The sequence below is a fragment of the Providencia sp. wls1916 genome (assembly GCF_009706585.1).
Lineage (GTDB): Bacteria > Pseudomonadota > Gammaproteobacteria > Enterobacterales > Enterobacteriaceae > Providencia > Providencia lanzhouensis.
The window spans coordinates 1-24,691 of record NZ_WLUL01000006.1 but is presented as its reverse complement, the minus strand read 5'-3'; the positions used below and the strand labels follow the sequence as shown (position 1 = coordinate 24,691).

Below are 24,691 nucleotides of genomic sequence, written 5' to 3'. Positions count from 1 at the left end.
CATGGATGAGTACGCTGAATTATTAGCGCCAATTAAGCAATTTTTGCAGTGTGAAACTCCCGATGCGTGGATCCACAAAGCCAGTCAGCCTGAAAATTTACCGACGATTTTGAAGGATCATCTGCTGTGTGAATTAAAAGCGGCGCAAAGTGCCATGTTTTTAATTCGCAAATATGCAGTGGATAAAGAAAGTGCGGCGATTTTATTAGAGTGGTTCAAACCCTATGAAGCCTTTGCATATGATCGCATTGGTGATGTTCACACATTGAAGAATAAGAACCAAATTTCAAAACAGATCCTAGCAAAAAAACAGTCTCCGTATAGCCAAGATTTGATTAATAAAATGGTGTTGTTAATCAAAGAGGAATTGCACCATTTTTACCAAGTGCTAGAAATTATGCATCAGCGAGACATTGCGTATGATGGCATCACCGCAGGGCGTTACGCAAAAGGGTTATTCAACCATTTAGATCCTCATGATCCGAAAACCTTGGTGGATAAGCTTATTATTGGAGCTTACATTGAAGCACGCTCTTGCGAGCGGTTTGCCAAATTAGCGCCACACTTAGATGAGCAACTTGCCAATTTTTATACCTCATTACTACGTTCAGAAGCGCGCCATTATCAGGATTACCTACAACTTGCCCAGTTGATTAGTAAAACAGATATTACTGAGCGTGTACGTTTTTATGGAGAAGTTGAAGCGCAGTTGATTTCAACGCCAGATGATGATTTTAAATTCCATAGCGGCGTACCGATTGATTAACTCCACCGACTAAAAAGAAAAGCCTCTGTTATCAATGACAACAGAGGCTTCATGTGTTTTAACACGGCAGATTACATATTGAATAACGCTTCCAGCGTTAAATCTTCGCCTTGTAAAATATCTTTTAGACGTCTTAAACCTTCAACCTGAATTTGACGAACTCTTTCACGAGTGAGCCCAATTTCGCGCCCAACCTCTTCCAGAGTTTCCGCTTCATATCCCAACAAACCAAAACGACGCGCTAAGACTTCACGTTGCTTAGGATTGAGTTCATATAACCACTTAACGATATTCTCTTTTAAGTTGTTATCTTGGATAGTGTTTTCAGGCCCTGAATCATTATCATCCGATAATACTTCCAGCAATGACTTCTCAGAATCCCCTGCGATAGGCGTATCAACCGATGTAATGCGCTCATTTAAACGTAGCATTCGGCTGACATCTTCAACAGGTTTATCTAATTGTTCAGCTATCTCTTCAGGACTTGGCTCGTGATCGAGCTTTTGAGCAAGTTCACGGGCTGTACGAAGGTAAATATTGAGTTCTTTGACGATATGAATCGGTAGACGGATTGTTCGGGTTTGATTCATGATGGCACGTTCAATCGTTTGACGGATCCACCAAGTCGCATATGTTGAAAAACGGAAGCCTTTTTCAGGATCAAACTTTTCAACTGCACGAATCAACCCAAGATTTCCTTCTTCGATCAGATCGAGTAAGGCAAGACCTCGGTTGTTATAACGGCGAGATATTTTTACCACTAAGCGAAGGTTGCTTTCTATCATGCGCTGACGCGATGCCACATCCCCCCGAAGGGCTCTGCGGGCATAGAAAACTTCTTCCTCTGCGGTGAGGAGTGGAGAGAATCCAATTTCACTGAGATAAATTTGGGTTGCATCCAAAACACGTTGACTCGCGCTTTGGAGTAACTCCGTGTCTTCATCCAGTTCTGAAACTAGATCCTCTTCTTTGAATTGACTCTCATCAAATGCTTCATCCATCGCATTTTCATCGAGGTCATTATACAACTCGTTAACTTTCAGCGAACTTTGGCTCATCAGTGACTCCGACCCAAGATAATGAGGACGGAATGTGTCACTCCGCCCAGTTTATCGCTGCGGTAAATAACGCAACGGGTTTACTGATTTTCCCTTATAACGAATTTCAAAATGCAAACGAACAGAACTTGTTCCGGTGCTACCCATAGTGGCTATCTTCTGACCTTCAGCAACATCCTGTTGGTCACGCACAAGTAACGTATCGTTATGTGCGTAGGCACTTAAGTAGTCATCGTTATGTTTTATTATTATGAGATTTCCATATCCGCGCAGTGCATTGCCAGCATAGACGACTTTACCAGGAGCAGCTGCAATAACAGATTGACCGCGAGAACCAGCAATATCAACACCTTTGTTTCCACCTTGCGCATCAGAGAAGCCTTCAATCATCTTCCCATCAGCAGGCCAACGCCATTTAATTGACGAATTGTTGGTGCTACTTCCTGTTGTTGCTGTTGCAGTCGTAGTGGTTGGGCTCGCTGTTGTCGTTGAAACCGTTGAGGCTGGTTTCTTGTTATTCGGCAACATCTTACCTGAATTCTGCCCGCTACTATTTTCAGGATACCCATTAGTTGGTTGAATATCAACCGGGCGCTGTTGACTATTTGACGCCGTTTGTGTGATCGAGCTCACATTTGTATTACCAATATTTATCACCTGACCTACATCCAAGCTGTATGGTTCAGAAATATTGTTTTTCGATGCTAACTCACGGAAATCATTACCCGTTATATAGGCGATATAAAACAGAGTATCGCCGCGCTGAACGGTGTAGGTGTTGCCGTTATAACTGCCTTTAGAAATGCGGCCGTAGTCTCGATTATAAACAATACGTCCATCGCTGCTGGTTGAAACAGGTCTAGAGGTATTATTTCCCATCGAACTATTAGACGACAAATTAGGTCTGTCTGAAGGCATCGCCGTACTCATTCCAGTATTGGACGGAGGATTAGGCACCGTTCTTGGTGCAGATTGTTGGCTAGATGAACCTCCATCATTCACACTCGAAATCGGTGCTGCGGGATGATAAGGCGTTGAGCATCCTGCTAATAAAGCACCGCTAAATGAAAAGATAACCGCCCATCGAATTCTGTTTATTGGGCTAACAATTTTCATATTTCTTCTCCCGTGAAGAAAAATCTGACCTGATACTAAAGGGTTAGAATGCAATTAATGCTTATTGAATATTAGTATCTTAAAATATTTCGCTTATTAAAGCAGAAATATAAAATAATGGACAAGTTAAATGTATCAAAAGTATAACAAATTGAGATTATCACTTAACAGTTTGAGCGAAATAACCCATTAATTCCAAATAACTTAAAGGGCTATTAGCTCAAATCACCGGCAACAAGAGGGACAAAACGTACTTTTTCAATCACATTGGTGTGATAGTCATTACCGCGACGGGTAATTAATTTCAGAGCCTGATCTTTGTCACCGACAGGGAGCACTAGGCGCCCTCCATCTTTTAACTGCTTAAGTAACAATGACGGAATTTCGCTAGGTGCGGCAGTGACAATGATCCCATCAAAAGGACCTTTTGATTGCCAGCCTTCCCAGCCATCACCGTGGCGAGTAGAAATATTGTGTAAATCTAACAACTTGAAGCGACGTTTTGCCGTCCACTGCAAGCTTTTGACTCTTTCGACTGAATACACATGCTCACAAAGATGAGCCAAAACCGCCGTCTGATACCCAGATCCCGTGCCAATTTCCAGCACATGGTCCGTCGGTTTAACCGCCAATAAGGCGGTCATTTTTGCCACAATATACGGCTGTGAAATGGTCTGCCCATGACCAATTGGTAATGGGATATTATCGTAGGCTTGATGAGAGAGCGCTTCGTCAACAAACCGTTCGCGAGGAACTAGCGCGAGCGCGTCTAATAGGCGCTCATCGTGAATTCCCTGTTGGCGCAACTGTGCCAGCAGTTCTTTCATGAGCCCGATTTTCATTTTGCCTTCACTCCTGACTTATCTAGCCACTCTTCTAATACTGACTGAGTTTTATAAGACGTTAAATCCACTTGCAATGGCGTTATTGAAACATAGCCATTTTGTACGGCTTCAAAATCCGTGCCCGGACCTGCATCACGAATTTCCCCAACCGGTCCTAACCAATAAAGCATATTACCGCGAGGATCTTCCAAATTATAAACTTCAGATGCCGCATGACGGCTGCCACAGCGGGTAACTTTGATCCCTTTTAACTCATCATAAGGAATATCTGGCACATTGATATTCAAGATATTTCCCGCACGTAATGGATTTTTTTGCAGCATAGTGAGGATATCGCACGTTACCTTGGCCGCCGTTTCATAATGCACATCGCCATCCAATGAAACCGCAATAGAAGGCAAACCTAAGTGACGCCCTTCTGTCGCCGCTGCAACGGTACCAGAATAAATCACATCGTCCCCAAGATTTGGACCACAGTTAATTCCAGAGACCACAATATCAGGGCGAGGACGCACAACTTTATTCACCCCAATATACACGCAATCCGTCGGTGTACCTTCTTGAACAGCAAGGTCACCATTACTTAATGTTTGGATTTTTAATGGTCTATCCAACGTTAGTGCGTTTGAAGCACCACTACGGTTGCGATCGGGTGCAATCACCTGCACATGATAATGTTGGCGTAATGCCGCCGCCAAAGTTTGAATCCCCGGCGCAGTCACCCCATCATCGTTACTCAATAATATATTCAGCATCCACACAATCCTGATTAATAATTTCGCGTACTACACTCGTGGCAAAACTGCCTGAATTTAGGAAAAAACACAGCTTCACGGTTGACGAGTCTAGCCACTGCCATTGCAGATTTTGCGGCTTAACCAGTACAGCCCGTCTCGCTGGAGACACTCGCTCACTTTTCATTAGTGCCATAAATGGCTGATAATCTTGTAGACAGTGAGTCTCGAAAGCAAGGGCATCATCTTGGGTGCCTAAATCACCATCCCCAGGAAGCGGCGCTGTCACACTTAGCTCAGCAGATTGTAAACGAACTTTCAGAGAGTCTAACTCTTCTGCTGTCGCCACAAACCAGCTACCACGCCCGGTTAATTGCAGTGCATCCCCTAACATTGCGTGTTGCTGTGTCTGATTTGCAATTCGCGCACTGGCGATATCATTAAACATAGCACTTCGCGCGGCAGAGAGATAAAAACTGCGTTTATTTCGTTCACGTACTGTAATTTCTTGATTTGCCCAGCGGCGAGCTTGAACCAAGTTTTGCCCATCCCGACCAAAACGTTGTTCGCCAAAATAGTTCGGAACACCTAAATCAGCCACTTTTTGTAGGCGTTGTTCTACATCATCGGTGTCCGTAATATCCCGCAATGTCACTTCGAATTGATTCCCTTTTAGGGAACCAATACGTAATTTGCGTTTCTGACGAGTGACCGCTAATACACGGCACCCTTCAAGCTGCCAAGCAGAAAAATCGGGCGTGTCTTTACCCGGCATTTGCAGACAGAACCACTGCTCTGTCACCGCATGTCTATCTTTTAATCCCGCGTAACTGACTGCTCTGGCTGAGATTTTAGCAAATTTTGCCAGTTGCTCCGCAACAAATAATGTATTGCAGCCTGTTTTTTCGACGCGAACCATAACGTGCTCGCCTTCGCCATCAAGCTCAAAACCTAAATCTTCTTTCACCACGAAATCTTCAGGAATACTTTTTAGTGTCCCTGAAGAGAGGGGTTTACCATGCAGGTACTGAACATTCATAACTTTCATTACTATTATCTTTGATAAGTAAAACCACAGCGGCGCAAGCAATCCCTTCTTTTCGCCCCACAAAACCCAATTGTTCTGTGGTGGTTGCTTTCACATTGACGTCGTCCATGTGGCATTCGAGATCTTCGGCAATATTCACGCGCATTTGTGGGATATGCGGCAACATTTTGGGCGCTTGTGCCATGATAGTGACGTCGATATTGCCAATCAAATAACCTTTTTTACGTACTTGGCAAAAGGCTTCTCTGAGTAATACTCGGCTATCTGCGCCTTTATATGCCGGGTCAGTATCTGGGAATAATTTTCCGATATCCCCGAGTGCCGCAGCACCTAAAATGGCGTCTGTCAGCGCGTGTAAAACCACATCACCATCCGAATGTGCGATAAGACCTTGTTCGTAAGGAATGCGAACGCCACCAATAACGATAGGGCCTTCACCACCAAACTTATGCACATCAAAACCGTGTCCGATTCTCATTTTTTTTCCTTATGATTTCATTCTTGAAAGATAAAATTCCGCTAGCGCCAAGTCCTCTGGTCGCGTCACCTTAAGGTTATCAGCTCGCCCTGATACTAATATCGGTTGATAACCGCAATGCTCAAGTGCGGAAGCCTCATCCGTGATTACTGCATTTTCTTTCAATGCTTTATCTAAACAGTCACGTAGTAATACTAATGGGAAAAACTGCGGTGTTAAGGCATGCCAGAGCGCTTCTCGCTCAACAGTATGGGAAATACCTTGCGTTCCCTCCACGCCCCGTTTCATCGTATCCCGAACCGGAGCCGCCAGTATCCCCCCACAACAATCATTCTGAGTGGCTAACTGAACGATAGTATTTAAATCATCTAAATGCAGACACGGACGTGCCGCATCATGCACCAATACCCAAGCATCATCATACTCAGGTTGCGAAACCAGATAGTTTAATCCTGATAATACTGAATTTGCACGCTCTTTCCCCCCGATAACCGTGACAACGCGAGGATCTTTGGCAATATCGAGGTGATGGAAATAATCATCTTCAGCGCTTAATGCAACCACGATTTTTTGTACGTCTCCACTGCGCAATAAGGCATCAATGGTGTGTTCAATAATGGTTTTCCCTGCGATCGACAAATATTGCTTTGGGCAATCTGCATTCATACGACTGCCCACTCCGGCAGCGGGGATCAACGCAACAATCGGTGCTGCGCTGGATGTTCTTGGATTTATCATGATTCGAATCTTACATCAGAAATTATCAGGCTCTTGGGTGTGGTCGACCCTACACGATGATTATTGAGATGACGGTGGATTATTACGCTCTTTGACCATTCGATAGAATGATTCCCCAGGTTTTAACATACCTAGCTCGCTACGTGCGCGTTCTTCAATTGCATCCTGACCATCATTCAAGTCATTGATTTCTGCAAATAGCTGCTCATTACGCTGTTTTAAACGCGTATTCACAATTTCCTGCGCAGCAACATCATCCTTGACTTTGACATAGTCATGGATGCCATTTTTGCCTAACCATAAGGAATATTGTAACCAAGCTAATATCGCAATTAATAGTAGCGTTAATTTACCCATCTTGCCCCCTGAAATGATTTGCTAATCATCCCATAACTAAGCGCATGACGCTACTGCGATGCAAATATTGTCTAAAAAAGTCAGAATTGTTCGCGCTAGAAGAGATTAAATATCACCCAATTCCCTATAAATGTAGAAAAGGATGATATTTATGTAAAATCAATTTGCTATAGAAATGATATTTCGCTGTTGCAGCAGTTGAATCACCTGCGCTAAAGAATCATGAATAGGACGCAGGCCATCAAGGTGAAGTTCTGGATTTTGTGGTGGTTGATAAGGCGAATCAATCCCCGTGAAATGAGATATTTTCCCTGCTCGCGCTTGCTGATATAACCCTTTGGGATCTCGCTTTTCACAAACTTCAATGGGCGTATCCACATACAACTCATAGAACTGATCAGGTTCAAACAATTCGCGAACTCGCTGTCTATCTTCTTGATAGGGAGAAATAAACGCCGTCGCCACAATCAGCCCCGCATCCACCATTAACTTTGCAACTTCGCCAATTCGTCGAATATTTTCCTGCCGATCCCCATCACCAAATCCAAGGTCACGACATAATCCATGGCGAACATTATCTCCATCTAGAAGATAGGTTTTGATCCCCAAATTCGCCAATTGTATCTCTATCGCCCCCGCCAACGTGGACTTTCCTGATCCCGATAAGCCCGTCAACCACAGCACTGCGCCTTTGTGACCATTGTGCTGCTCTCGCCATTGCCGAGTCACATTATGGGAATGCCAAACAATATTCTCCGACCGACCATTTTCCAATGTATCCATAACGTTACTTCCCACCTAACACATCGCGGGCACCCCAATGAGGGAAGTGGCGGCGGATCAGTTGGTTAAGCTCAATTTCGAATTGGCTAAATTCACCAAGGTGTACCGTTTCTTCTGGCTGCGCTTCTCGAACTAGCCCTGCCCCCACCGTCACGTTTGTTAGCCTATCAATCAAAATCATCCCACCGGTATCCCCATTATTTTGGTAATTTTCCAGTAGTAACGGTTCATCGAATGAAAACTCCACCAAACCGATGCCGTTCAACGGCAGTTCAGTGGCCACTTTCTGAGTTAAGTTATTCACATCCACTTGATACTGAATGTTTTCAACTTTGCCTCGGCTTCGCTTGCCTGCCACTTTAATATCCACTTGTTGACCTTGCACCAGCGGCTGTTCTGACATCCACACCACATCCACTAATGCATGCTGACTCGCAAGCAGCTCCTCATTTTCAGCGACAATTAAATCGCCGCGACTGATATCAATCTCATCGTTTAGTACTATCGTAATCGCCTCACCCGCAATGGCTGAAGTCGGGTTACCGGAAAATGTCACAATCTCTTTGATGGTTGAAACGCTTCCTGAAGGCAGCACTTTCACTCTTTGCCCTACCTGTACAACCCCCGATGACACGGTGCCACTGTAGCCACGAAAATCTAAGTTTGGACGATTCACATATTGCACAGGAAAACGCAATGGCTGGTCAGCGGCCGTCTGAGTGACTTGCACCGTTTCCAGTAACGACAATAACGTTTCCCCTTGATACCATGGCAAATTCTCGCTTGGCGATACGATGTTGTCCCCATCCAGTGCAGAGATTGGCACAAACCAGACGTTTAAATCTACCGGAAGTTGCTGCGCAAATTGCTGGTAATCTTGCTGAATTTTATCAAACACGGACTGACTATAATCCACCAGATCCATCTTATTCACCGCGACGATCAAATGGCGGATCCCCAAAAGCGTACTAATAAAACTGTGGCGTCGCGTTTGCTCTTGAATGCCTTTTCGAGCATCGATCAACAGAATAGAGAGTGAGCACGTTGATGCGCCTGTCGCCATATTGCGGGTATATTGTTCATGTCCGGGGGTATCCGCGATGATAAACTTGCGTTTTTCCGTCGAAAAATAGCGATATGCCACATCGATGGTGATCCCCTGTTCGCGTTCAGCCGCTAATCCATCCACCAGCAATGCCAGATCCAATTTCTCGCCTTGAGTCCCTATCCGCTTACTGTCGCTTTGTAAAACTGACAATTGATCTTGGTAGATTTGTTGAGTGTCATGCAGCAAGCGTCCAATCAAGGTACTTTTCCCATCATCCACATTGCCACAGGTAAGAAATCGCAATAATCCCTTATGTTGCTGAGCCAGCAAGTAAGCTTCTACGCCACCTTGCTGTTGAATTTGATGCGCCATTGCGTCGTTATACGCTAATTCAGCCATGATGTTGCTCTCCTCACCGATTGATTAAAAATAGCCTTGGCGCTTTTTCAGCTCCATAGAGGCGGATTGGTCACTATCAATCAAACGCCCTTGGCGTTCACTGGTGGTGGATAGCAACATCTCTTCGATAATTTCAGGTAGTGTGCTGGCATTCGACGGCACAGCCCCCGTCAATGGCCAGCAGCCTAATGTCCGAAAACGTACTTTTTTCTTGGCGATGACCTCTCCCGCTTTTAGCTCTATACGCCCATCATCCACCATGATTAAGGTGCCATCACGCTCAATCACAGGACGTTCATCCGCAAAATAGAGTGGGACAATATCGATGTTTTCTAAGTAGATATATTGCCAAATATCCAGCTCAGTCCAATTGGATAATGGGAAGACGCGGATACTTTCCCCTTTATTAATTTGCCCGTTGTAATTGTGCCAAAGCTCCGGTCTTTGGTTTTTCGGATCCCAGCGATGCGAGCGATCACGGAATGAATAAATTCGTTCTTTTGCGCGTGATTTTTCTTCATCACGCCTAGCACCACCGAACGCGGCATCAAAGCCATATTTATCTAGCGCCTGCTTTAAACCCTCGGTTTTCATGATATCTGTATGCTTAGCGCTACCATGAACAAACGGATTGATACCGAGACGCTCCCCTTCAGGATTTCGGTGAATCAATAATTCAAAACCGTATTTTTTCGCCGTCTCATCACGGAACTGGTACATTTCACGAAATTTCCATCCGGTATCCACATGCAGCAAAGGGAAAGGGATAGTCCCAGGGTAAAATGCTTTTCGAGCCAAATGCAGCATCACGGATGAGTCTTTACCAATGGAATAGAGCATCACAGGGTTAGCAAATTCCGCCGCCACTTCACGAATAATATGAATACTTTCCGCTTCTAATTGCTGTAAGTGGGTTAATTTTTTTTCGTTCACGATTTACTCCTCGATTAAGCCAATTCCAGCACGGCTGAGCGCCATTGAATGGTTTCGGGTTGCTGACCAAACCACGCCAGCTGCTGATGTAATGCCGCCACTTCACCAATGACGATTAATGCAGGTGCTGGCGCTTGCTGAGCCAATGACTCCAATTCATGCAACGCTCCCACAATCACTTTTTGATTTTGCCGAGTCCCACAACCAATCACGGCTACGGGGGTATCTCGATGACGTCCATATTGAATAAGCTGCTGGCGAATATTAGCGGCTGTCACAGTGCCCATGTAGATAGCCAGAGTTTGGTGACCGCGAGCTAATGCTTGCCAGTCCAACTCCGCTCCTTCTTGTCGGCAATGTCCGGTAATAAACGTGATACTCTGCGCGTGTTCTCTGTGGGTCAGTGGGATCCCCGCATAAGCCGCCGCACCAATAGCGGCGGTGATACCGGGTACAACTTGAAAAGGAATGTTGGCTTCGGCAGCAACTTGCAACTCTTCACCACCACGACCAAAAATAAACGGATCCCCACCTTTTAAGCGAACAACCTTTTTGCCTTGCTGGGCATAGTTGACGATCAATTGATTAGTTTCCTCTTGGGAAACGCTATGATTTCCTGCTCGCTTACCCACACAGACTTTGTCTGCATCACGGCGAACAAGATCAAGGATTTCCGTGCTCACCAGATGGTCATACAGCACTACATCCGCATTTTGTAGAACTCTCAAGCCTTTAAGTGTTAATAGCCCCGCATCACCCGGTCCAGCCCCCACTAAGGTTAACTCCCCTTGGTTATCCGGCTTCGCTAGCTGTTGCTCCAGCTGCTTTTCGGCATCATCCAGTTGCCCGCTTTCCACCAAAGAGGCAAAGCGCCCGCTAAAACTCAATTCCCAAAAACGTTTACGCTCACTGAGCTTAGTCAGATTCTGTTTTACGCGCTCACGCCAGCGCCCTGCAATCTCCGCCATTTTTCCCAACGATGTTGGCAGCAAGGTTTCCAGTTTTTCCCGTAATAATTTTGCTAACACAGGCGCGGTGCCACCCGATGAAATCGCCACCATAATGGGAGAACGGTCGATAATCGAGGGAACAATAAAGGAACAGAGGGGCTGGTCATCCACCACATTGACAAAAATATGTCTCTGCTGTGCATCATGAAAAACTTTCTCATTGAGCGCTTGGTCATCCGTGGCAGCAATCACCAAGTAAGCATCATCAAGGTGATAAGCTTGATAAGGTTGCTGTACCCAGTGCAATTGTTTTTGTTGATAAGCCAACTGCAAGCTTTCGCAAAGTTCAGGGGAAATCACCACCAGCGAGGCATGGGCTTTCAATAGTAATTCGGCTTTACGTGCGGCGACCACACCGCCGCCAATCAAGACAACTTGTCTTTCTCGCACACTCACAAATAAGGGTAGATAATCCATAAATCGCTTCCATCCAACATTTTAATTATAAGAGCAATGAAATTGACTATATGGCGTGAATTGGTCACTTTGAAATGACAAAAAAGCATGAATAGGAACAGAAAGGCATAAGCTAAATAAAGAGGGGAAAACCCAGTAAATTAAGCCTATCTTCCGCGATTTGACATAAATAAAAAATAAAGGGACACCCTTATTTTAGATAAAGGCATCCCTTTGTTATTACACAAATAAATTAACTTTCTACTTATTAGTAATGTAAGTAATTAATTATTTAAACGAAGTCTTTAGTTTTTTAAAAAAACATTAATTTTCATGTAGCCCGCATTCACGCTTTAAACCAAAGAAACGAGTTTGCTCTTCACTCATACCGGATTCCCATGGACGACTGGTATGAGTATCTCCCACCGATAAATACCCTTTTTCCCATAATGGATGGTAGGGTAAATTATGTTTGGTCAAATACTGATAAACTTCTTTATTATTCCAATCAATCACTGGCAGAATTTTAAAAATCCCGCGTCCAATACTCAGCACTGGTAACGCTGCTCGGCTCGCCGATTGTTCTCGTCTTAGTCCTGAAAACCAACTTTGCGCCTGCAATTCATGCAGCGCCCGCGTCATAGGCTCTACTTTGTTCAATTGGTTATAACGCTCAATTCCTTCAACCCCTTGAGTCCACAACTGCCCATGAATGGCTTCTTGCCATGCAGGGCTGGTTTCCGCTCGGTACACTTTCAAGTTTAAGTTTAACCGTTCCGTTAACTGTTCAATAAACTGGTAAGTTTCAGGAAACAAATAACCCGTATCCGTTAAAATCACAGGAATATTGGGGACCACTTGCGTGACTAAGTGCAGCGCCAAAGCACCTTGGATGCCAAAGCTTGATGACAACACGAATTCAGCAGGAAGATGTTCAACCGCCCATTCAACGCGAGCTAGCGCAGTCATTTCTTCAAGTTTCGCGTTGAATTCCGCTAAATAAGCAACTTGAGCCTGTTTATCTAACGGCTGAACTTGCGCTAATTGAAGTCGGCTCATACCGCCTCCTTGACCTCGTAAAAGTCGATAGCTGAGTTGAGTACTGGCTTCACGACGTTAGCGCGGATCAGGTAATCACCAAAACCTTCATTCGGTTGACGTTCAGCCGCCCAGCGACCAATCAGCTCATCCATGATGGCTAAAATCTCTGCACTGCTGATATTTTCCTTATACATTCTAGGGATACGCGTACCGATGCGATTTCCACCTAAATGTAAGTTATAACGGTCGAGAGCTTTACCCACCAGCCCAACTTCCGCCAGCATCGCGCGACCACAACCATTTGGGCAGCCAGTTACACGTAAAACAATATGCTCATTCGCCACATGATGCGCTGCCATGATGTTTTCAACTTGCGTGACGAACTCCGGTAAAAAGCGCTCCGCTTCCGCCATCGCTAGCGGACAGGTTGGGAAAGAGACACACGCCATCGAGTTTTCACGCTGACGCGTCACTTCATTGCTCATCAAACCGTGCTCAATAGCAATTTTCTCTATTGCCGCTTTGTCTTCTTCCTCAATCCCCGCCACAATTAAGTTTTGGTTGGCCGTCAGGCGAAAGTCCCCTTTATGGATTTTCGCGATCTCGGCGACGCCGGTTTTTAACGGTTTGTCCGCTAAGTCGATTAAGCGCCCATTCTCCACAAATAAGGTTAAATGCCAGCGATTATCAATGCCTTTTAACCAACCAATTTGGTCGCCACGCTCCGTAAATTGGTAAGGACGAATAGCGTCAAACTGCACACCAGCTCGTTTTTCCACTTCCGCTTTAAACACCTCTATCCCAACTCGCTCAAGGGTGTATTTGGTTTTGGCATTTTTACGATCAGTCCGGTTTCCCCAATCACGCTGCGTAGTGACAATCGCTTCAGCAATTGCCAAGGTTTTATCTAAGGGAATAAAACCAAATTCACTGGCAAGACGTGGGAACGTGTTGGTATCGCCGTGGGTCATCGCTAAACCGCCGCCCACCAGCACGTTGAAACCGATCAATTGCCCTTTTTCAGCAATCGCCACAAAGTTCATATCATTAGCATGGAGATCCACATCATTTAGCGGTGGGATCACCACGGTAGTTTTAAATTTCCGAGGAAGATAGGTTTGCCCTAGAATCGGCTCTTCATCGGTGGTCACAATCTTTTCTTTATCCAACCAAATCTCAGCATACGCACTGGTGCGAGGTAGCAAATGCTCAGAGATTTTTTTCGCCCATTCATAGGCTTGCTGATGCAGTTCAGACTGCACAGGGTTAGACGTACACAGTACGTTACGGTTTACGTCATTGGCGGTAGCTAACGCATCCAGCCCCACATGGCTGAGCATTTGGTGCGCCGGCTTCACATCCCCTTTGAGAATACCGTGAAACTGGAATGTTTGACGGTTGGTAATACGAATGCTGCCGTATAACGTGTGCTCAGAGGCAAATTTATCAATATCGAGCCACTGTTTCGGGGTAATGATGCCTCCCGGTAAGCGACAACGCAGCATCATGGCATGACGCGGTTCTAACTTCTGCTCTGCTCGCTCTGCGCGAATATCTCTGTCATCTTGTTGATACATTCCGTGAAAACGGATCAGCAAGAAATTATCTCCGTCAAAACCGCCTGTTAAGCCGTTTTTGAGATCGTCTTTGATAGTGCCTCGTAAATAGTTACTTTGCTGCTTCATCCGCTCGCTGTCAGCGAGCTTTCCTTCAACCACTAAGGCCGGCTGAGGTGCAACTTTTTGATGTTCATTGCTCATTAATAAACGTCCCTCTGATAACGGCGCATCACACGCAGCTCACTTAAAAAGTCATCCGCTTGCTCTTCATCCATGTGCCCGTGCTCGCTGATGACATCCAATAATGCTTGTTCCACATCTTTCGCCATGCGATTTGCATCCCCACACACATAAATATGTGCGCCTTGTTGGATCCAGTCCCACACTTCGCTACCTTGTTCGCGCAATTTGTCTTGCACATACACTTTTTCAGCCTGATCCCGCGACCACGCTAATGAAATATGGGTCAGCAAACCGTCTTTGACATAACGCTGCCATTCGACTTGATATAAGAAGTCGTCAACAAAGTGCGGATTGCCAAAAAACAGCCAGTTTTTACCTTCGCTACCGTCGTTATCACGTTGTTGTAAGAAAGCGCGGAATGGGGCAATTCCCGTTCCCGGACCAATCATAATCACGGGAGTATTTGAGTCTGCGGGTAGGCGGAAATTATCATTATGTTCAATAAACACCCGCAGTTCGTCACCTTCATTGAGACGATCCGCTAAGAAGCCAGAAGCACCACCTGTTCTTGGACGTCCATCAATCTCATAGCGTACAACCCCGACGGTAGCATGGACTTCATCCGTCGCTTCTGCCTGTGAAGAAGAAATGGAATACAAGCGTGGCGTTAATGGGCGCAGTAAATCCACAAACTCTTGCGCACTTGGTTGAGCCGCCGCTTGGCGTACCATATCAACGATAGGAGTGGTTTGTGCATACTGCATAATGGCTGGCTTATCACTGATCAAGCCTAATAAGCTATCGTCTTTGGATAACTGAGCGTATTTTTCGACGATCAAATGGGTATTTTGGGTCAGTTCCAGCTGGTAAGTTAACGCATCACGCAGCGAATGGCGCTGTTGACCAATAAATACGTCTTCATCCCCTTGTAGCCATAACAGGCTAATCAGCTCATCCACTAACGCAGGGTCATTATCAAACCACACGCCTAGTGCATCTCCCGGCTGATAGCGTAAACCAGAATTCCCCAAATCAATCTCAATATGGCGCACATCTTTGTCCGATCCGCGCCCCGTGATCTTTTGGTTACTCAACAGCGAGGCGGTTAATGGCGCCGTTTTGGTGTATGGGGAAGAATCGAGCTGATTCACACTGCCAGATTGAGTATTGATGAGCTGGCTATCTGACTGAGCAGGTACTCGCGCTTTTAAAATCTGCGTCAAAGAGCTTACCCACTCGTCTGCCAATGCCTGATATTCAACATCCGCATCGACCCGAGGAAGCAACGCACTCGCCCCGAGTTTCTCAAACTGGCTATCGAAATCTTTTCCTGCTTGGCAAAAATGCTCATAAGAAGAATCGCCAAGCGCAAAAACTGCATAATGGGCGGATGAAAGATCGGGTGCTTTCTTCGAATTCAAATACTTATGTAATGCAACAGCCTCTTCGGCTGGCTCCCCTTCACCTTGGGTGGATGCCACAACGATCACCACTTTCTCTTGGTTGATCTGCTTAAACTTGTAATCACCAGCATTGACTAAATTGGCACTGATTTTCTCACTCAGTAGCTTTTCTCGAAGCTGCTCAGCTAAACGACGGGCATTACCCGTTTGGGAGGCTGAAATAATGGTCACGGTTTCTTGAGGCGCATTGCTTGCAGGAACAGATTCACTTTGCGCACTGTTTTGATTCACCATTCCCCACAAATAGCCAGATAGCCAAGCCAGTTGATGGGATGAATAATCCCCCACTGCGGTTTGTAAGCGCCCTAATTGCTCCGTCGAAATCGGTAATGCTGATAATGGAGGTTGCTTGTTTTGCATTATTTTGTCACTCCAACGTGATCCATCATTGAATAGTCAATAAAACGTTATATATGCCATTCTCTATCCCAAATGAAGATAAAGGTTATAACAGCCATAACTAGGAAGATAAGAAACTATAGCCATAACTAATAGCTAAAAATCCTAAAGAAAATATTCGATGATGAATATCGAATAAAAAGATTAGCCAGAAATCGATAAATAACGACATTTTGAGTAAAAATAACAGTAGAATACGCTACTAAACATTAGTAAGGAGAAATTTATGAGCACAACCATCTACAAAGATTTTCACTTTGAAGCAGCCCACCGCCTTCCTCATGTACCCGAGGGGCATAAATGTGGTCGCCTGCATGGGCACTCTTTCATGGTGCGCTTAGAAATCACGGGTGAAATTGATGCGCATACGGGATGGATCATGGATTTTGCTGATGTGAAAAGCGCCTTTAAACCTATCTATGAGCGTCTAGACCATCACTATTTAAATGAGATTGAAGGGTTAGAAAACCCAACCAGTGAAGTACTTGCTCGCTGGATTTGGCAGCAAACCAAGCCACTGTTACCACTATTAAGTGCCATTACGGTTAAAGAAACCTGCAATGCAGGCTGTGTATATCGCGGAGAAGCCTAAGTCAAATAGGTGCTGAGCTGTAAGTTATCACCTACAGCTCAAAGACATAATGATTACTGAATATTTAAATATTTATGGGTTTGAATGGATAGCCGCCAGTTGCGTTGGATGCAGGTATCAATACATAGCTTCGTCGCTGACATTTTTTGGCTAATAGGCTGAAGCGCCACAATCGGTGACTCCCCTTGAGTTCGCAAAGATAATAGCTGATCAAGGGCTTCAATATCCTTTTCACGCGCTACAGGATGCTTGATTTCATTGGCTCGATTAATCGCCTGTTCGAGTACTTGCAATCCACCTTTCATACCCACTTTCGGCGAGACAGTGACCCAGGTATTTTCAGTGCAGATGATTGGGTAAGTGCCGCTGGTTTCAATCTGGCATTGAAACCCATTCGCTTCAAGGGATTGCGTTAAGTTCGTTAAATCATAAATGCACGGCTCTCCACCCGTTATCACAATGTGTTTTGCGGTATAGCCGTTTTGTTGCATCAGTTGGATTAAGCTTTCGGCATCGGACATTGCCCATAAATCACTGTCTTGTGTTTTTAATGCAATATCACCCAATGTGGATTCCTTCGCGGGCTCTTTGTCCCAGGTCTGTTTGGTATCGCACCAACTACAGCCCACTGGACAGCCTTGCAAACGAATAAAAACAGCAGGGACGCCAGTAAAAACACCTTCCCCCTGTAAAGTTTGGAAGATTTCATTAATTGGGTATTTCATATTGCTCCTAGAAGATTCCATTTGGCGCATATTATATTGCAGATATCTATCTCGCGGGCAATGCACTTTGTGATAATGTAGTCACCCTGCGTTCAGGAAAGTACGTCAACTCAAACAACGAAACCGAAACAATATTCGGTACAATATTTCGAAATAAAGTCAATGACAGGAAAAGACATGCAAAGTAGTGAACAAAATCAACTCAGAAAGGGGCTGAGTGTCCGGCACATTCGCTTTATGGCCTTAGGGTCAGCGATTGGTACTGGGCTATTCTACGGTTCTGCGTCTGCGATTCAGGCAGCAGGTCCTGCGGTGTTACTTGCCTACATGTTAGGTGGTGCCGCTGTATTTATGGTGATGCGTGCCCTCGGCGAAATGGCGGTTCATCATCCAGTCCCTGGTTCATTCTCTCACTACGCAAGCCATTATATGGGTCCTCTAGCGGGTTTTTTAACAGGTTGGAACTACGTATTTGAAATGCTGGTAGTCTGTTTAGCCGATATTACGGCCTTCGGGATGTATATGGGCTTCTGGTTCCCGCATGTCGACCAATGGGTATGGGTATTGAGTATCGTGCTATTTATTAGCGCCCTCAATCTTTGCCACGTTAAGATTTTCGGTGAGATGGAATTCTGGCTATCGATTATTAAAGTTAGTGCCATTATTGCCATGATTGTCGGCGGTGCCTTCTTGATGATCTACGGTTTTGGTCAAGAAACTAACCATGAAGTGGGTATCCAAAACTTGTGGGAGCATGGCGGCTTTATGCCAAATGGCATTGAAGGGGTGATAGCCTCTCTAGCCATCGTTATGTTTGCTTTTGGTGGTATTGAGGTAATTGGTATCACGGCAAGTGAAGCGCAAAATCCTGAAAAAACCATACCTAAAGCTATCAATGCGGTGCCTATCCGTATTCTATTATTCTATGGATTAACGCTGTTTATCCTGATGTGTATCTACCCATGGAATCAAATCGGTCAAAACGGTAGTCCGTTTGTCCAAATCTTCGATAGCTTAGGTATTCAATCCGCAGCCAATATCCTGAATATCGTGGTGATCACAGCTGCAATTTCCGCTATCAACAGTGATATTTTTGGCGCAGGTCGCATGATGTATGGTATGGCTCAAGATGGGCAAGCACCGAAAGTCTTTACTAAACTGACCAAAAGCGGTGTGCCATGGGTAACAGTGCTGGTGATGTCCGTTGTGATGTTATTAGGGGTTTATCTGAACTACCTGTTACCAGAAAAAATCTTTGTGATCATCGCGTCAATCGCGACCTTCGCAACGGTGTGGGTCTGGTTAATGATTTTACTGTCACAAGTGGCAATGCGCCGCAAGATGAGCCAAGAAGAAATCAAAAAACTGAAATTCCCTGTACCGTTCTGGCCTGTAGGTCCAGCAATCACCATCGCATTTATGGTGTTTGTTATCGCTTTATTAGGCTTCTTTAAAGATACGCAAGTGGCGCTGATCGTAGGCTTTGTGTGGGTGGCTTTACTCAGTATCACTTTCTTTGCGATGCGTTATTACCAAAAACGTTGATCCCTTTTCATTAAGAGATCAATAAAACAGCCCTACATCGAACAGATCTAGGGCTGTTTTTTTAATGATTTTTGATTTTATGGAACCGTTAGTTCTACTACATCACGCTGACGCAAGCGCCTGTTCAATATCTGCAATTAACTCATCGACATTTTCTAAACCAATAGATAGTCGAATCAGCCCATCACTAATGCCATATTGCAGCCTTTCTTCCGGTGTATAGGTCGAATGAGTCATACTGGCAGGATGCTGCGCCAATGACTCGCAATCTCCCAAACTCACCGCCCTAGAGAACAGCGTTAAATGGTTTAAGAACCGCTTGCCTGCTTCCAGCCCCCCTTTTAGCTCAAATGCAATCATGCCTCCGGCTAATTTCATCTGCTTTTGAGCTAAATGGTACTGCTCAAAACTCGGCAAACCCGGGTACATAATGGTAGCGACTTTTGGGTTCACTTCTAAATATTCAGCAATTTTCTGTGTGCTTTGGACTATCCTATCCATACGAACAGACAAGGTTTTCATTCCTCGAATAATCAGGTTAGCGTCATGAGGAGATAAGCATGCCCCCGTCATATCCTTCAACCCCACTAATCGAATTAGTTTTGCGTACTCTGCCGTTGTGGCTACCGCTCCCCCCATAGCATCCCCATGACCATTCATGTACTTGGTCAACGAGTGCAGCACAATATCCGCCCCCAATGTCAGTGGTGTTTGAATATACGGCGTGCAATAGGTGTTATCGACTACCACTAAGATATTATGTCGATGAGCAATCTCACTCACCGCAGCAATATCCACCAAACGCATGTTCGGGTTAGCGGGTGACTCAAAGAATATCATGCGCGTTTTTTTCGTAATGGCTTGAGCGACACACTCTGGATCACTCATATCAATGTGCTTAATTTTCACACCAAATCGAGCCAACCCATGATGAAAAAAGGCATAAGTACAGCCATAAACTGTTAAGTCCACTAACAGTTCATCACCCGGATTTAATAATGTCCAAAATGTAGCCGTGATTGCGCCCATACCTGACGAGAACACAATTGCCGCCTCTCCCTCTTCAAGAGAGGCAATTCTATTTTCCAATAGATTTAATGTTGGGTTATTAATTCGGGTATAAATATAGCCATCTTTTTCACCACTAAAACAGGCTGCGCCCTCTTCGACACTTTTAAATACATAAGTCGATGTTTGATAAATTGGCGATGCCAATGAACCTAAATGATCTTGTGCATTATAGTGACTATGAATTGCCCGTGTTTCGAAAGAACGTTTTATATCTAAACTCATACCACCTCCGAAAAATTACCCTCCTTGGGATTGAGATAATCGAGAACCGACAATTTGCATTGTTCGCAAAAGCGTCGTAATTCCACGCAATGTATTTGGATCTTTTAATAATCCATACACTGAGCGAAAGTTAGGATTTTTACTATCATGTATTCCTTCCATTTTTGCCATATTGTAGGCAGTACCTAATTCCCATACAGGCACTAAAGTATCTTCAAAAGAATTTGATAATCGTTCTACTGTACTGTTATCTAATATATCAACAAGGTCAGATACTAGTGAAAGCAGATCCACAATATTGTCTAAGCGATTTAAGTGTAATAACGGTGCTAATTTTTCAGCAAGATGATTACCAGATTCGGAACTTAATAGTTCAACCAATTTACTTTGATTTTCATTATTCGACATTTTTAATTCCTTATTAAACTAAGCCACGGATTGCTGCCCAATAAATACCTCTATTGAAGCCATTTCTTAGTAATCCACCGAGCTTTGTTGGCGGAGTTGGAATAACATCGTGCTTGTAATCGTATTGCAAAGGCATACCCGCCGTTAATCCCATTTGAGCAACAGCTTGTACTCGACCATCATAAATAGCCGCTGGGTAACCATAAATTAACTCACCACAAATATTATCAGCAATAATTGCAGCTTGGTTATGGCAGCTCCCCCCCGCTTTACTAATTGGTAAATCAACTGTATCACCAATAACATAAACACCTTCAACACCATAGACTTGCATTGTTTCATGGTCTGTTGGTAACCAACCTTCACCATTATTGTGTTCACTTAATCCGGTATTTACGACCGCCTCTACTGCGGTAATAGGTGGAGTGCTAATTAATAAATCGAAAGGCTGCTCATCACCTTCTTTGGAATAAGCTAATTTCTTATCTGGGTCGACTTTATTTAAAGTAAACCCTCTTTGAGCTTTAATATTTCGAGCTACAAACACTTCAGGAATGACTTCGCAAACCGGCTGTTGCATGAATAAACAATTACGCAGTAATTGTGCAACCGTTGGATAGGTATAAACAATTTCAATATTATCTCTAACTCGACGTTTACGTAAAAACTCATCAATCATGAGTGTTGTTTCCATCGGCGCTATACCACACTGATGGGGAACGTTTGGTGTTTCAGGAAATGAAACGGTAATAAAAATACGACCTTTTTCAATCTTAGATAATTGGTCGGCTAATTTACGCGAGGCATCATAAGCATAAAAATGGTTACCTATTTCCTTTAATCCTTCAATACGCTCAGGTCTAGGGATACACCCTGTGGCAACGACTAAATAGTCATAGTGATATTTTTTATTATTTCTTGAGTATAATTCTTTATTTTTAAAATCAAATGAGTCAACTTTATCAATTACTAATTCAATTTCTGGTCTTAATAATTCACGCTCAGGTCGGCTTAGTTCTTCTTTAAAGAACATATTAAAAGCCACATACATAAATGCAGGTTTATAATAATGTATCGGATTATCTGTTATTAACGTTATTTTTATTCTTTGAGAAAAAATGTCTTTATTAAGTTTTCTAGCCAAAATATTAGCTAACATGGTACCGCCAGTACCACCACCCACAATAACTATATTTTTCATGATTTAAAATCCTTAAGAAATAAAACAGCCCGATAAATAAAACCTGCTCATCGCCGTGCTTTACACTTAATAAATATAGTTTAATACCAATAACAACCAATACAATAAATTGCATATAATTCGAGAATCAACAAAAAAAACTAATCACTTTGAGATATTAAAACGCTTTCTCTGGTAAAAGAAAAGTGAAGCATTCATAAGTGATAAAATTAAATTTCATTGCAGCTCATTGAAAGAAAAACACTAATATGAATAATGTCCAACTATCTTCCATTTAAACAAGACATCCTCAGCAACTTGTCCATATCCAATATTGTGCATCACTAAGTAATATCGACTATTCGACGCTTTGATGGATGTCACAATTCCTATATGTGGACGACCGTTATCTAAACGCCATGAAACGATATCACCGGGTAAATAATCCTCCCCTTTTAACGTAATAGGTTTAACAGTACCTTTTCGTGCAAAAAAGGTTTCTAAGTTAGGTACTCGCCGATGATCAATATTGGTATCAGGCTTACGAAGCCCCCACATTTTTTGACTTGGATATTGGCTAAAGTTTTTTTTAATATCTTCATGAAGCTGTTTTTGAAGATCAATACCCAACTTACGATAACTGCGGATCACAACATCAGAACAGACACCATAATGGCTGGGAACATCCCCATTAGGGTAATCTATCTGGCGATAAGATGAATCATAAACAACAAGGCGAGGTAATTGTTCGGCTTGTTTTGCCAACTCAGGGTTACTTTTTCCTAATGCATAGGGCGTGCAAAATAGTAAAGCGATAGATAGTAATCGTTTCAAGGTATGAATCCCCATAAAATAGAGAATAAAATCTACAATAATTACAGGGATAAATAAGGTGGGATAATCTTAAAAAGGTATTACTTAGTTAATTTAAATTGGGTAATGATAGGGTTATGATCTGACGCATCAGTCTGTAATACGTGGCTTTCCTTCAGTTTTAAGCCGCGGTAAAACATAAAGTCTAATGGACGACCAAACGCTTTTGTCCGTAAATCTGAATTGTAGAGAACTTCCTTCAAGCCAACTGAACGAATAAAGCGCTTCAATGCATTTACTCGCTGACGGCTCCATGCATTAAAGTCCCCCGCGAGAATAACGGGACCGACATGTTTGCTAATATGAGAACCTAATTTGCTCAATTGCTTCGTATATACATCAACCCCAAAACTAAAGTTGATTGCATGTACATTAGCGACCATTAAATGCTTACCATTAGGCAATGGATAAACCGTGATCAAAGCCGATTTAGCTAGACGTAATAGCGGCTCTTTTTCCCGTAATGGACAACAATAAATAGGGTGAGCTGTCGCGAGAGTCATTACCCCTGATGGATGAGGAGAAAAAGGTAAGGCAGGGACTTGATCAGCAATGAGTTGATGAGATGCCGCAAAATTAACTAACTCTGGGGACATTTGAGCTTCTTGAAGCAAGAGTAATTTCTTTTCTTTGACAAGCTCTGCTAACGTAGATTTCCAATTGGGTCGCTGCTGCTTATAAATATTCCAGCTAACCACGTCCAGCGTTTCGCCCGCAGGAAACAGAGGAAGACCTATAGGAAGAGAATCTCCCAGCATATGGATTGGCATAGGCTGAATACGTTTTGCAGGCTCGCCCGCAATGTACCGAACAGAATAGGTTCTTTTAGCCACGTACCGGATTCCCTACGAAATTGATAACAACAGTATTATTGGTAACAACAGTATTGCTGCCAACTATGCTAGTTTGGCATTGGTTTGACTCACTCACGTACAGTATATCAAATATCTTACCGGTAATCTTACGGAACTTATTATTCCTTTTTGCGACCTTTCTAAGTCAGTCTGACTATCTCCATCAAATTCTCTATCATTCACCGTGATAAATATGCTAGATAACGACTTAACAAAGGAAAAAGGTGCGTGTAATGGAGGTATTCTTTGCTGTTTGGTTAGGATATAAAGTAGATAGGGCTCATATGACGGTCGATTTTCACTCAATATGTAGGATAACTTCATTACTGATAATGGTTATTGACAATGAAAGCTCCGTTTATAAGGCGGGAAGCCAGAGCGATATTCGGTCTTTTGTCTTGAATAATGATTTTCGGGTGGTAGTTTTTGCATAGTGGCCTTTAAATACAGGCATCCAGAGAGTAAGAACAACGAAATTAGTGAGATCTGAAGGGGGCTGTTTCGATAATCACGCTTCAAAGGATGACTACCTTGCCTTTTATCACCTATTTTTTAGGCCCCCAAACGCAAAAAAGCCACCCAATGGGTGGCTTCTCGGCTAATTTAATGTCTGGCAGTTCCCTACTCTCACATGGGGAGACCCCACACTACCATCGGCGCTACGGCGTTTCACTACTGAGTTCGGCATGGGGTCAGGTGGGACCACCGCGCTATTGCCGCCAGACAAATTCTGTTTATTCCCGTCTAAGTTTTCTCTTAAACCAGAATATCAATCCTGAACAAGCTGTGTGTCTACCTTCCGGATTCTCACTTTCTTTGAAAATCAACTTAATCTCTCTTCTCGAAAACACCTTCGGTGTTGTCAGG

At 43.8% G+C, this 24,691-nt stretch carries 24 protein-coding genes and 1 rRNA gene; 3 read left to right on the top strand and 22 right to left on the bottom strand.

The window, feature by feature from the left end; all coding sequences use genetic code 11:
• Position 1 precedes the first annotated feature (1 nt).
• Positions 2–766: a tRNA isopentenyl-2-thiomethyl-A-37 hydroxylase MiaE gene (gene miaE / locus GKR61_RS02295; RefSeq protein WP_154634261.1), complete on the top strand. Its 765-nt coding sequence runs from the start codon at positions 2–4 to the stop codon at positions 764–766.
• Between the two features lie 71 nt (positions 767–837).
• Here miaE and rpoS read toward each other — a convergent pair whose 3' ends face one another.
• The 15 genes from rpoS to cysJ form a co-directional block, all read right to left on the bottom strand.
• Positions 838–1,824, bottom strand: coding sequence for an RNA polymerase sigma factor RpoS (gene rpoS, locus GKR61_RS02290; protein ID WP_108478377.1), 987 nt, complete (start codon positions 1,822–1,824; stop codon positions 838–840).
• A gap of 51 nt (positions 1,825–1,875) precedes the next feature.
• The gene (gene nlpD / locus GKR61_RS02285) at positions 1,876–2,940 is read right to left on the bottom strand and encodes a murein hydrolase activator NlpD (protein WP_108478378.1); all 1,065 of its coding nucleotides are present in this window, start codon (positions 2,938–2,940) and stop codon (positions 1,876–1,878) included.
• A gap of 215 nt (positions 2,941–3,155) precedes the next feature.
• Positions 3,156–3,782 (bottom strand): protein-L-isoaspartate(D-aspartate) O-methyltransferase, encoded by a 627-nt coding sequence (locus GKR61_RS02280; RefSeq protein ID WP_036955749.1) that lies wholly within the window; start codon positions 3,780–3,782, stop codon positions 3,156–3,158.
• Positions 3,779–4,540: a 5'/3'-nucleotidase SurE gene (gene surE, locus GKR61_RS02275; protein WP_036955752.1), complete on the bottom strand. Its 762-nt coding sequence runs from the start codon at positions 4,538–4,540 to the stop codon at positions 3,779–3,781. The genes GKR61_RS02280 and surE overlap by 4 nt, the downstream gene beginning before the upstream one ends.
• Positions 4,518–5,567 carry a tRNA pseudouridine(13) synthase TruD gene (gene truD, locus GKR61_RS02270; RefSeq protein ID WP_154639515.1) on the bottom strand — a complete coding sequence of 350 codons (1,050 nt, stop codon included), beginning with the start codon at positions 5,565–5,567 and terminating at the stop codon, positions 4,518–4,520. The genes surE and truD overlap by 23 nt, the downstream gene beginning before the upstream one ends.
• Positions 5,533–6,045 (bottom strand): 2-C-methyl-D-erythritol 2,4-cyclodiphosphate synthase, encoded by a 513-nt coding sequence (gene ispF / locus GKR61_RS02265; protein ID WP_108478380.1) that lies wholly within the window; start codon positions 6,043–6,045, stop codon positions 5,533–5,535. The genes truD and ispF overlap by 35 nt, the downstream gene beginning before the upstream one ends.
• Positions 6,046–6,054: 9 nt before the next feature.
• A complete protein-coding gene (ispD, locus tag GKR61_RS02260; RefSeq protein ID WP_154639514.1) occupies positions 6,055–6,783 on the bottom strand; it encodes a 2-C-methyl-D-erythritol 4-phosphate cytidylyltransferase in 729 nt (242 codons plus the stop codon).
• A 60-nt stretch (positions 6,784–6,843) separates the two neighbouring features.
• The gene (gene ftsB / locus GKR61_RS02255) at positions 6,844–7,140 is read right to left on the bottom strand and encodes a cell division protein FtsB (RefSeq protein WP_036955764.1); all 297 of its coding nucleotides are present in this window, start codon (positions 7,138–7,140) and stop codon (positions 6,844–6,846) included.
• A gap of 159 nt (positions 7,141–7,299) precedes the next feature.
• Entirely contained in the window at positions 7,300–7,923 is a 624-nt protein-coding gene (cysC, locus tag GKR61_RS02250; protein WP_036955768.1) for an adenylyl-sulfate kinase, read from the bottom strand.
• Positions 7,924–7,927: 4 nt separating this feature from the next.
• Positions 7,928–9,370: a sulfate adenylyltransferase subunit CysN gene (gene cysN, locus GKR61_RS02245; protein ID WP_036955771.1), complete on the bottom strand. Its 1,443-nt coding sequence runs from the start codon at positions 9,368–9,370 to the stop codon at positions 7,928–7,930.
• 24 nt (positions 9,371–9,394) lie between these two features.
• Complete coding sequence (gene cysD, locus GKR61_RS02240) at positions 9,395–10,303, bottom strand: sulfate adenylyltransferase subunit CysD (protein ID WP_036955774.1); 909 nt, start codon at positions 10,301–10,303, stop codon at positions 9,395–9,397.
• A 14-nt stretch (positions 10,304–10,317) separates the two neighbouring features.
• On the bottom strand, positions 10,318–11,730 hold the full coding sequence (gene cysG / locus GKR61_RS02235; RefSeq protein ID WP_036955777.1) for a siroheme synthase CysG: 1,413 nt from the start codon (positions 11,728–11,730) through the stop codon (positions 10,318–10,320).
• A gap of 303 nt (positions 11,731–12,033) precedes the next feature.
• On the bottom strand, positions 12,034–12,768 hold the full coding sequence (locus GKR61_RS02230) for a phosphoadenylyl-sulfate reductase (RefSeq protein WP_154639513.1): 735 nt from the start codon (positions 12,766–12,768) through the stop codon (positions 12,034–12,036).
• Positions 12,765–14,510 carry an assimilatory sulfite reductase (NADPH) hemoprotein subunit gene (cysI, locus tag GKR61_RS02225; RefSeq protein WP_036955784.1) on the bottom strand — a complete coding sequence of 582 codons (1,746 nt, stop codon included), beginning with the start codon at positions 14,508–14,510 and terminating at the stop codon, positions 12,765–12,767. The genes GKR61_RS02230 and cysI overlap by 4 nt, the downstream gene beginning before the upstream one ends.
• Positions 14,510–16,315 carry an NADPH-dependent assimilatory sulfite reductase flavoprotein subunit gene (gene cysJ, locus GKR61_RS02220; RefSeq protein WP_108478384.1) on the bottom strand — a complete coding sequence of 602 codons (1,806 nt, stop codon included), beginning with the start codon at positions 16,313–16,315 and terminating at the stop codon, positions 14,510–14,512. Before cysJ ends, cysI begins: the two co-directional genes overlap by 1 nt.
• A gap of 265 nt (positions 16,316–16,580) precedes the next feature.
• On the opposite strand from cysJ, the gene queD reads away from it, so the two are divergent.
• Complete coding sequence (gene queD / locus GKR61_RS02215; protein ID WP_036955790.1) at positions 16,581–16,946, top strand: 6-carboxytetrahydropterin synthase QueD; 366 nt, start codon at positions 16,581–16,583, stop codon at positions 16,944–16,946.
• A gap of 53 nt (positions 16,947–16,999) precedes the next feature.
• On the opposite strand, the gene queE is transcribed toward queD, so the two are convergent.
• Entirely contained in the window at positions 17,000–17,671 is a 672-nt protein-coding gene (gene queE, locus GKR61_RS02210) for a 7-carboxy-7-deazaguanine synthase QueE (RefSeq protein WP_108478385.1), read from the bottom strand.
• 177 nt (positions 17,672–17,848) lie between these two features.
• On the opposite strand from queE, the gene GKR61_RS02205 reads away from it, so the two are divergent.
• A complete protein-coding gene (locus tag GKR61_RS02205; protein ID WP_108478386.1) occupies positions 17,849–19,216 on the top strand; it encodes an amino acid permease in 1,368 nt (455 codons plus the stop codon).
• Positions 19,217–19,318: 102 nt separating this feature from the next.
• On the opposite strand, the gene GKR61_RS02200 is transcribed toward GKR61_RS02205, so the two are convergent.
• The 6 genes from GKR61_RS02200 to rrf all read right to left on the bottom strand — a co-directional run bounded on the left by GKR61_RS02200 (position 19,319) and on the right by rrf (position 24,548).
• Complete coding sequence (locus tag GKR61_RS02200; RefSeq protein ID WP_154639512.1) at positions 19,319–20,509, bottom strand: methionine gamma-lyase; 1,191 nt, start codon at positions 20,507–20,509, stop codon at positions 19,319–19,321.
• Between the two features lie 15 nt (positions 20,510–20,524).
• Positions 20,525–20,917 (bottom strand): hypothetical protein, encoded by a 393-nt coding sequence (locus tag GKR61_RS02195; RefSeq protein ID WP_036955802.1) that lies wholly within the window; start codon positions 20,915–20,917, stop codon positions 20,525–20,527.
• A 13-nt stretch (positions 20,918–20,930) separates the two neighbouring features.
• A complete protein-coding gene (locus GKR61_RS02190; RefSeq protein WP_108478389.1) occupies positions 20,931–22,118 on the bottom strand; it encodes an NAD(P)/FAD-dependent oxidoreductase in 1,188 nt (395 codons plus the stop codon).
• A 243-nt stretch (positions 22,119–22,361) separates the two neighbouring features.
• Positions 22,362–22,931, bottom strand: coding sequence for a DUF1287 domain-containing protein (locus tag GKR61_RS02185; protein WP_154639511.1), 570 nt, complete (start codon positions 22,929–22,931; stop codon positions 22,362–22,364).
• A gap of 80 nt (positions 22,932–23,011) precedes the next feature.
• On the bottom strand, positions 23,012–23,803 hold the full coding sequence (locus GKR61_RS02180) for an endonuclease/exonuclease/phosphatase family protein (RefSeq protein ID WP_187129611.1): 792 nt from the start codon (positions 23,801–23,803) through the stop codon (positions 23,012–23,014).
• A gap of 629 nt (positions 23,804–24,432) precedes the next feature.
• A 5S ribosomal RNA gene (gene rrf, locus GKR61_RS02175) occupies positions 24,433–24,548 on the bottom strand.
• Between the last annotated feature and the right edge of the window lie 143 nt (positions 24,549–24,691).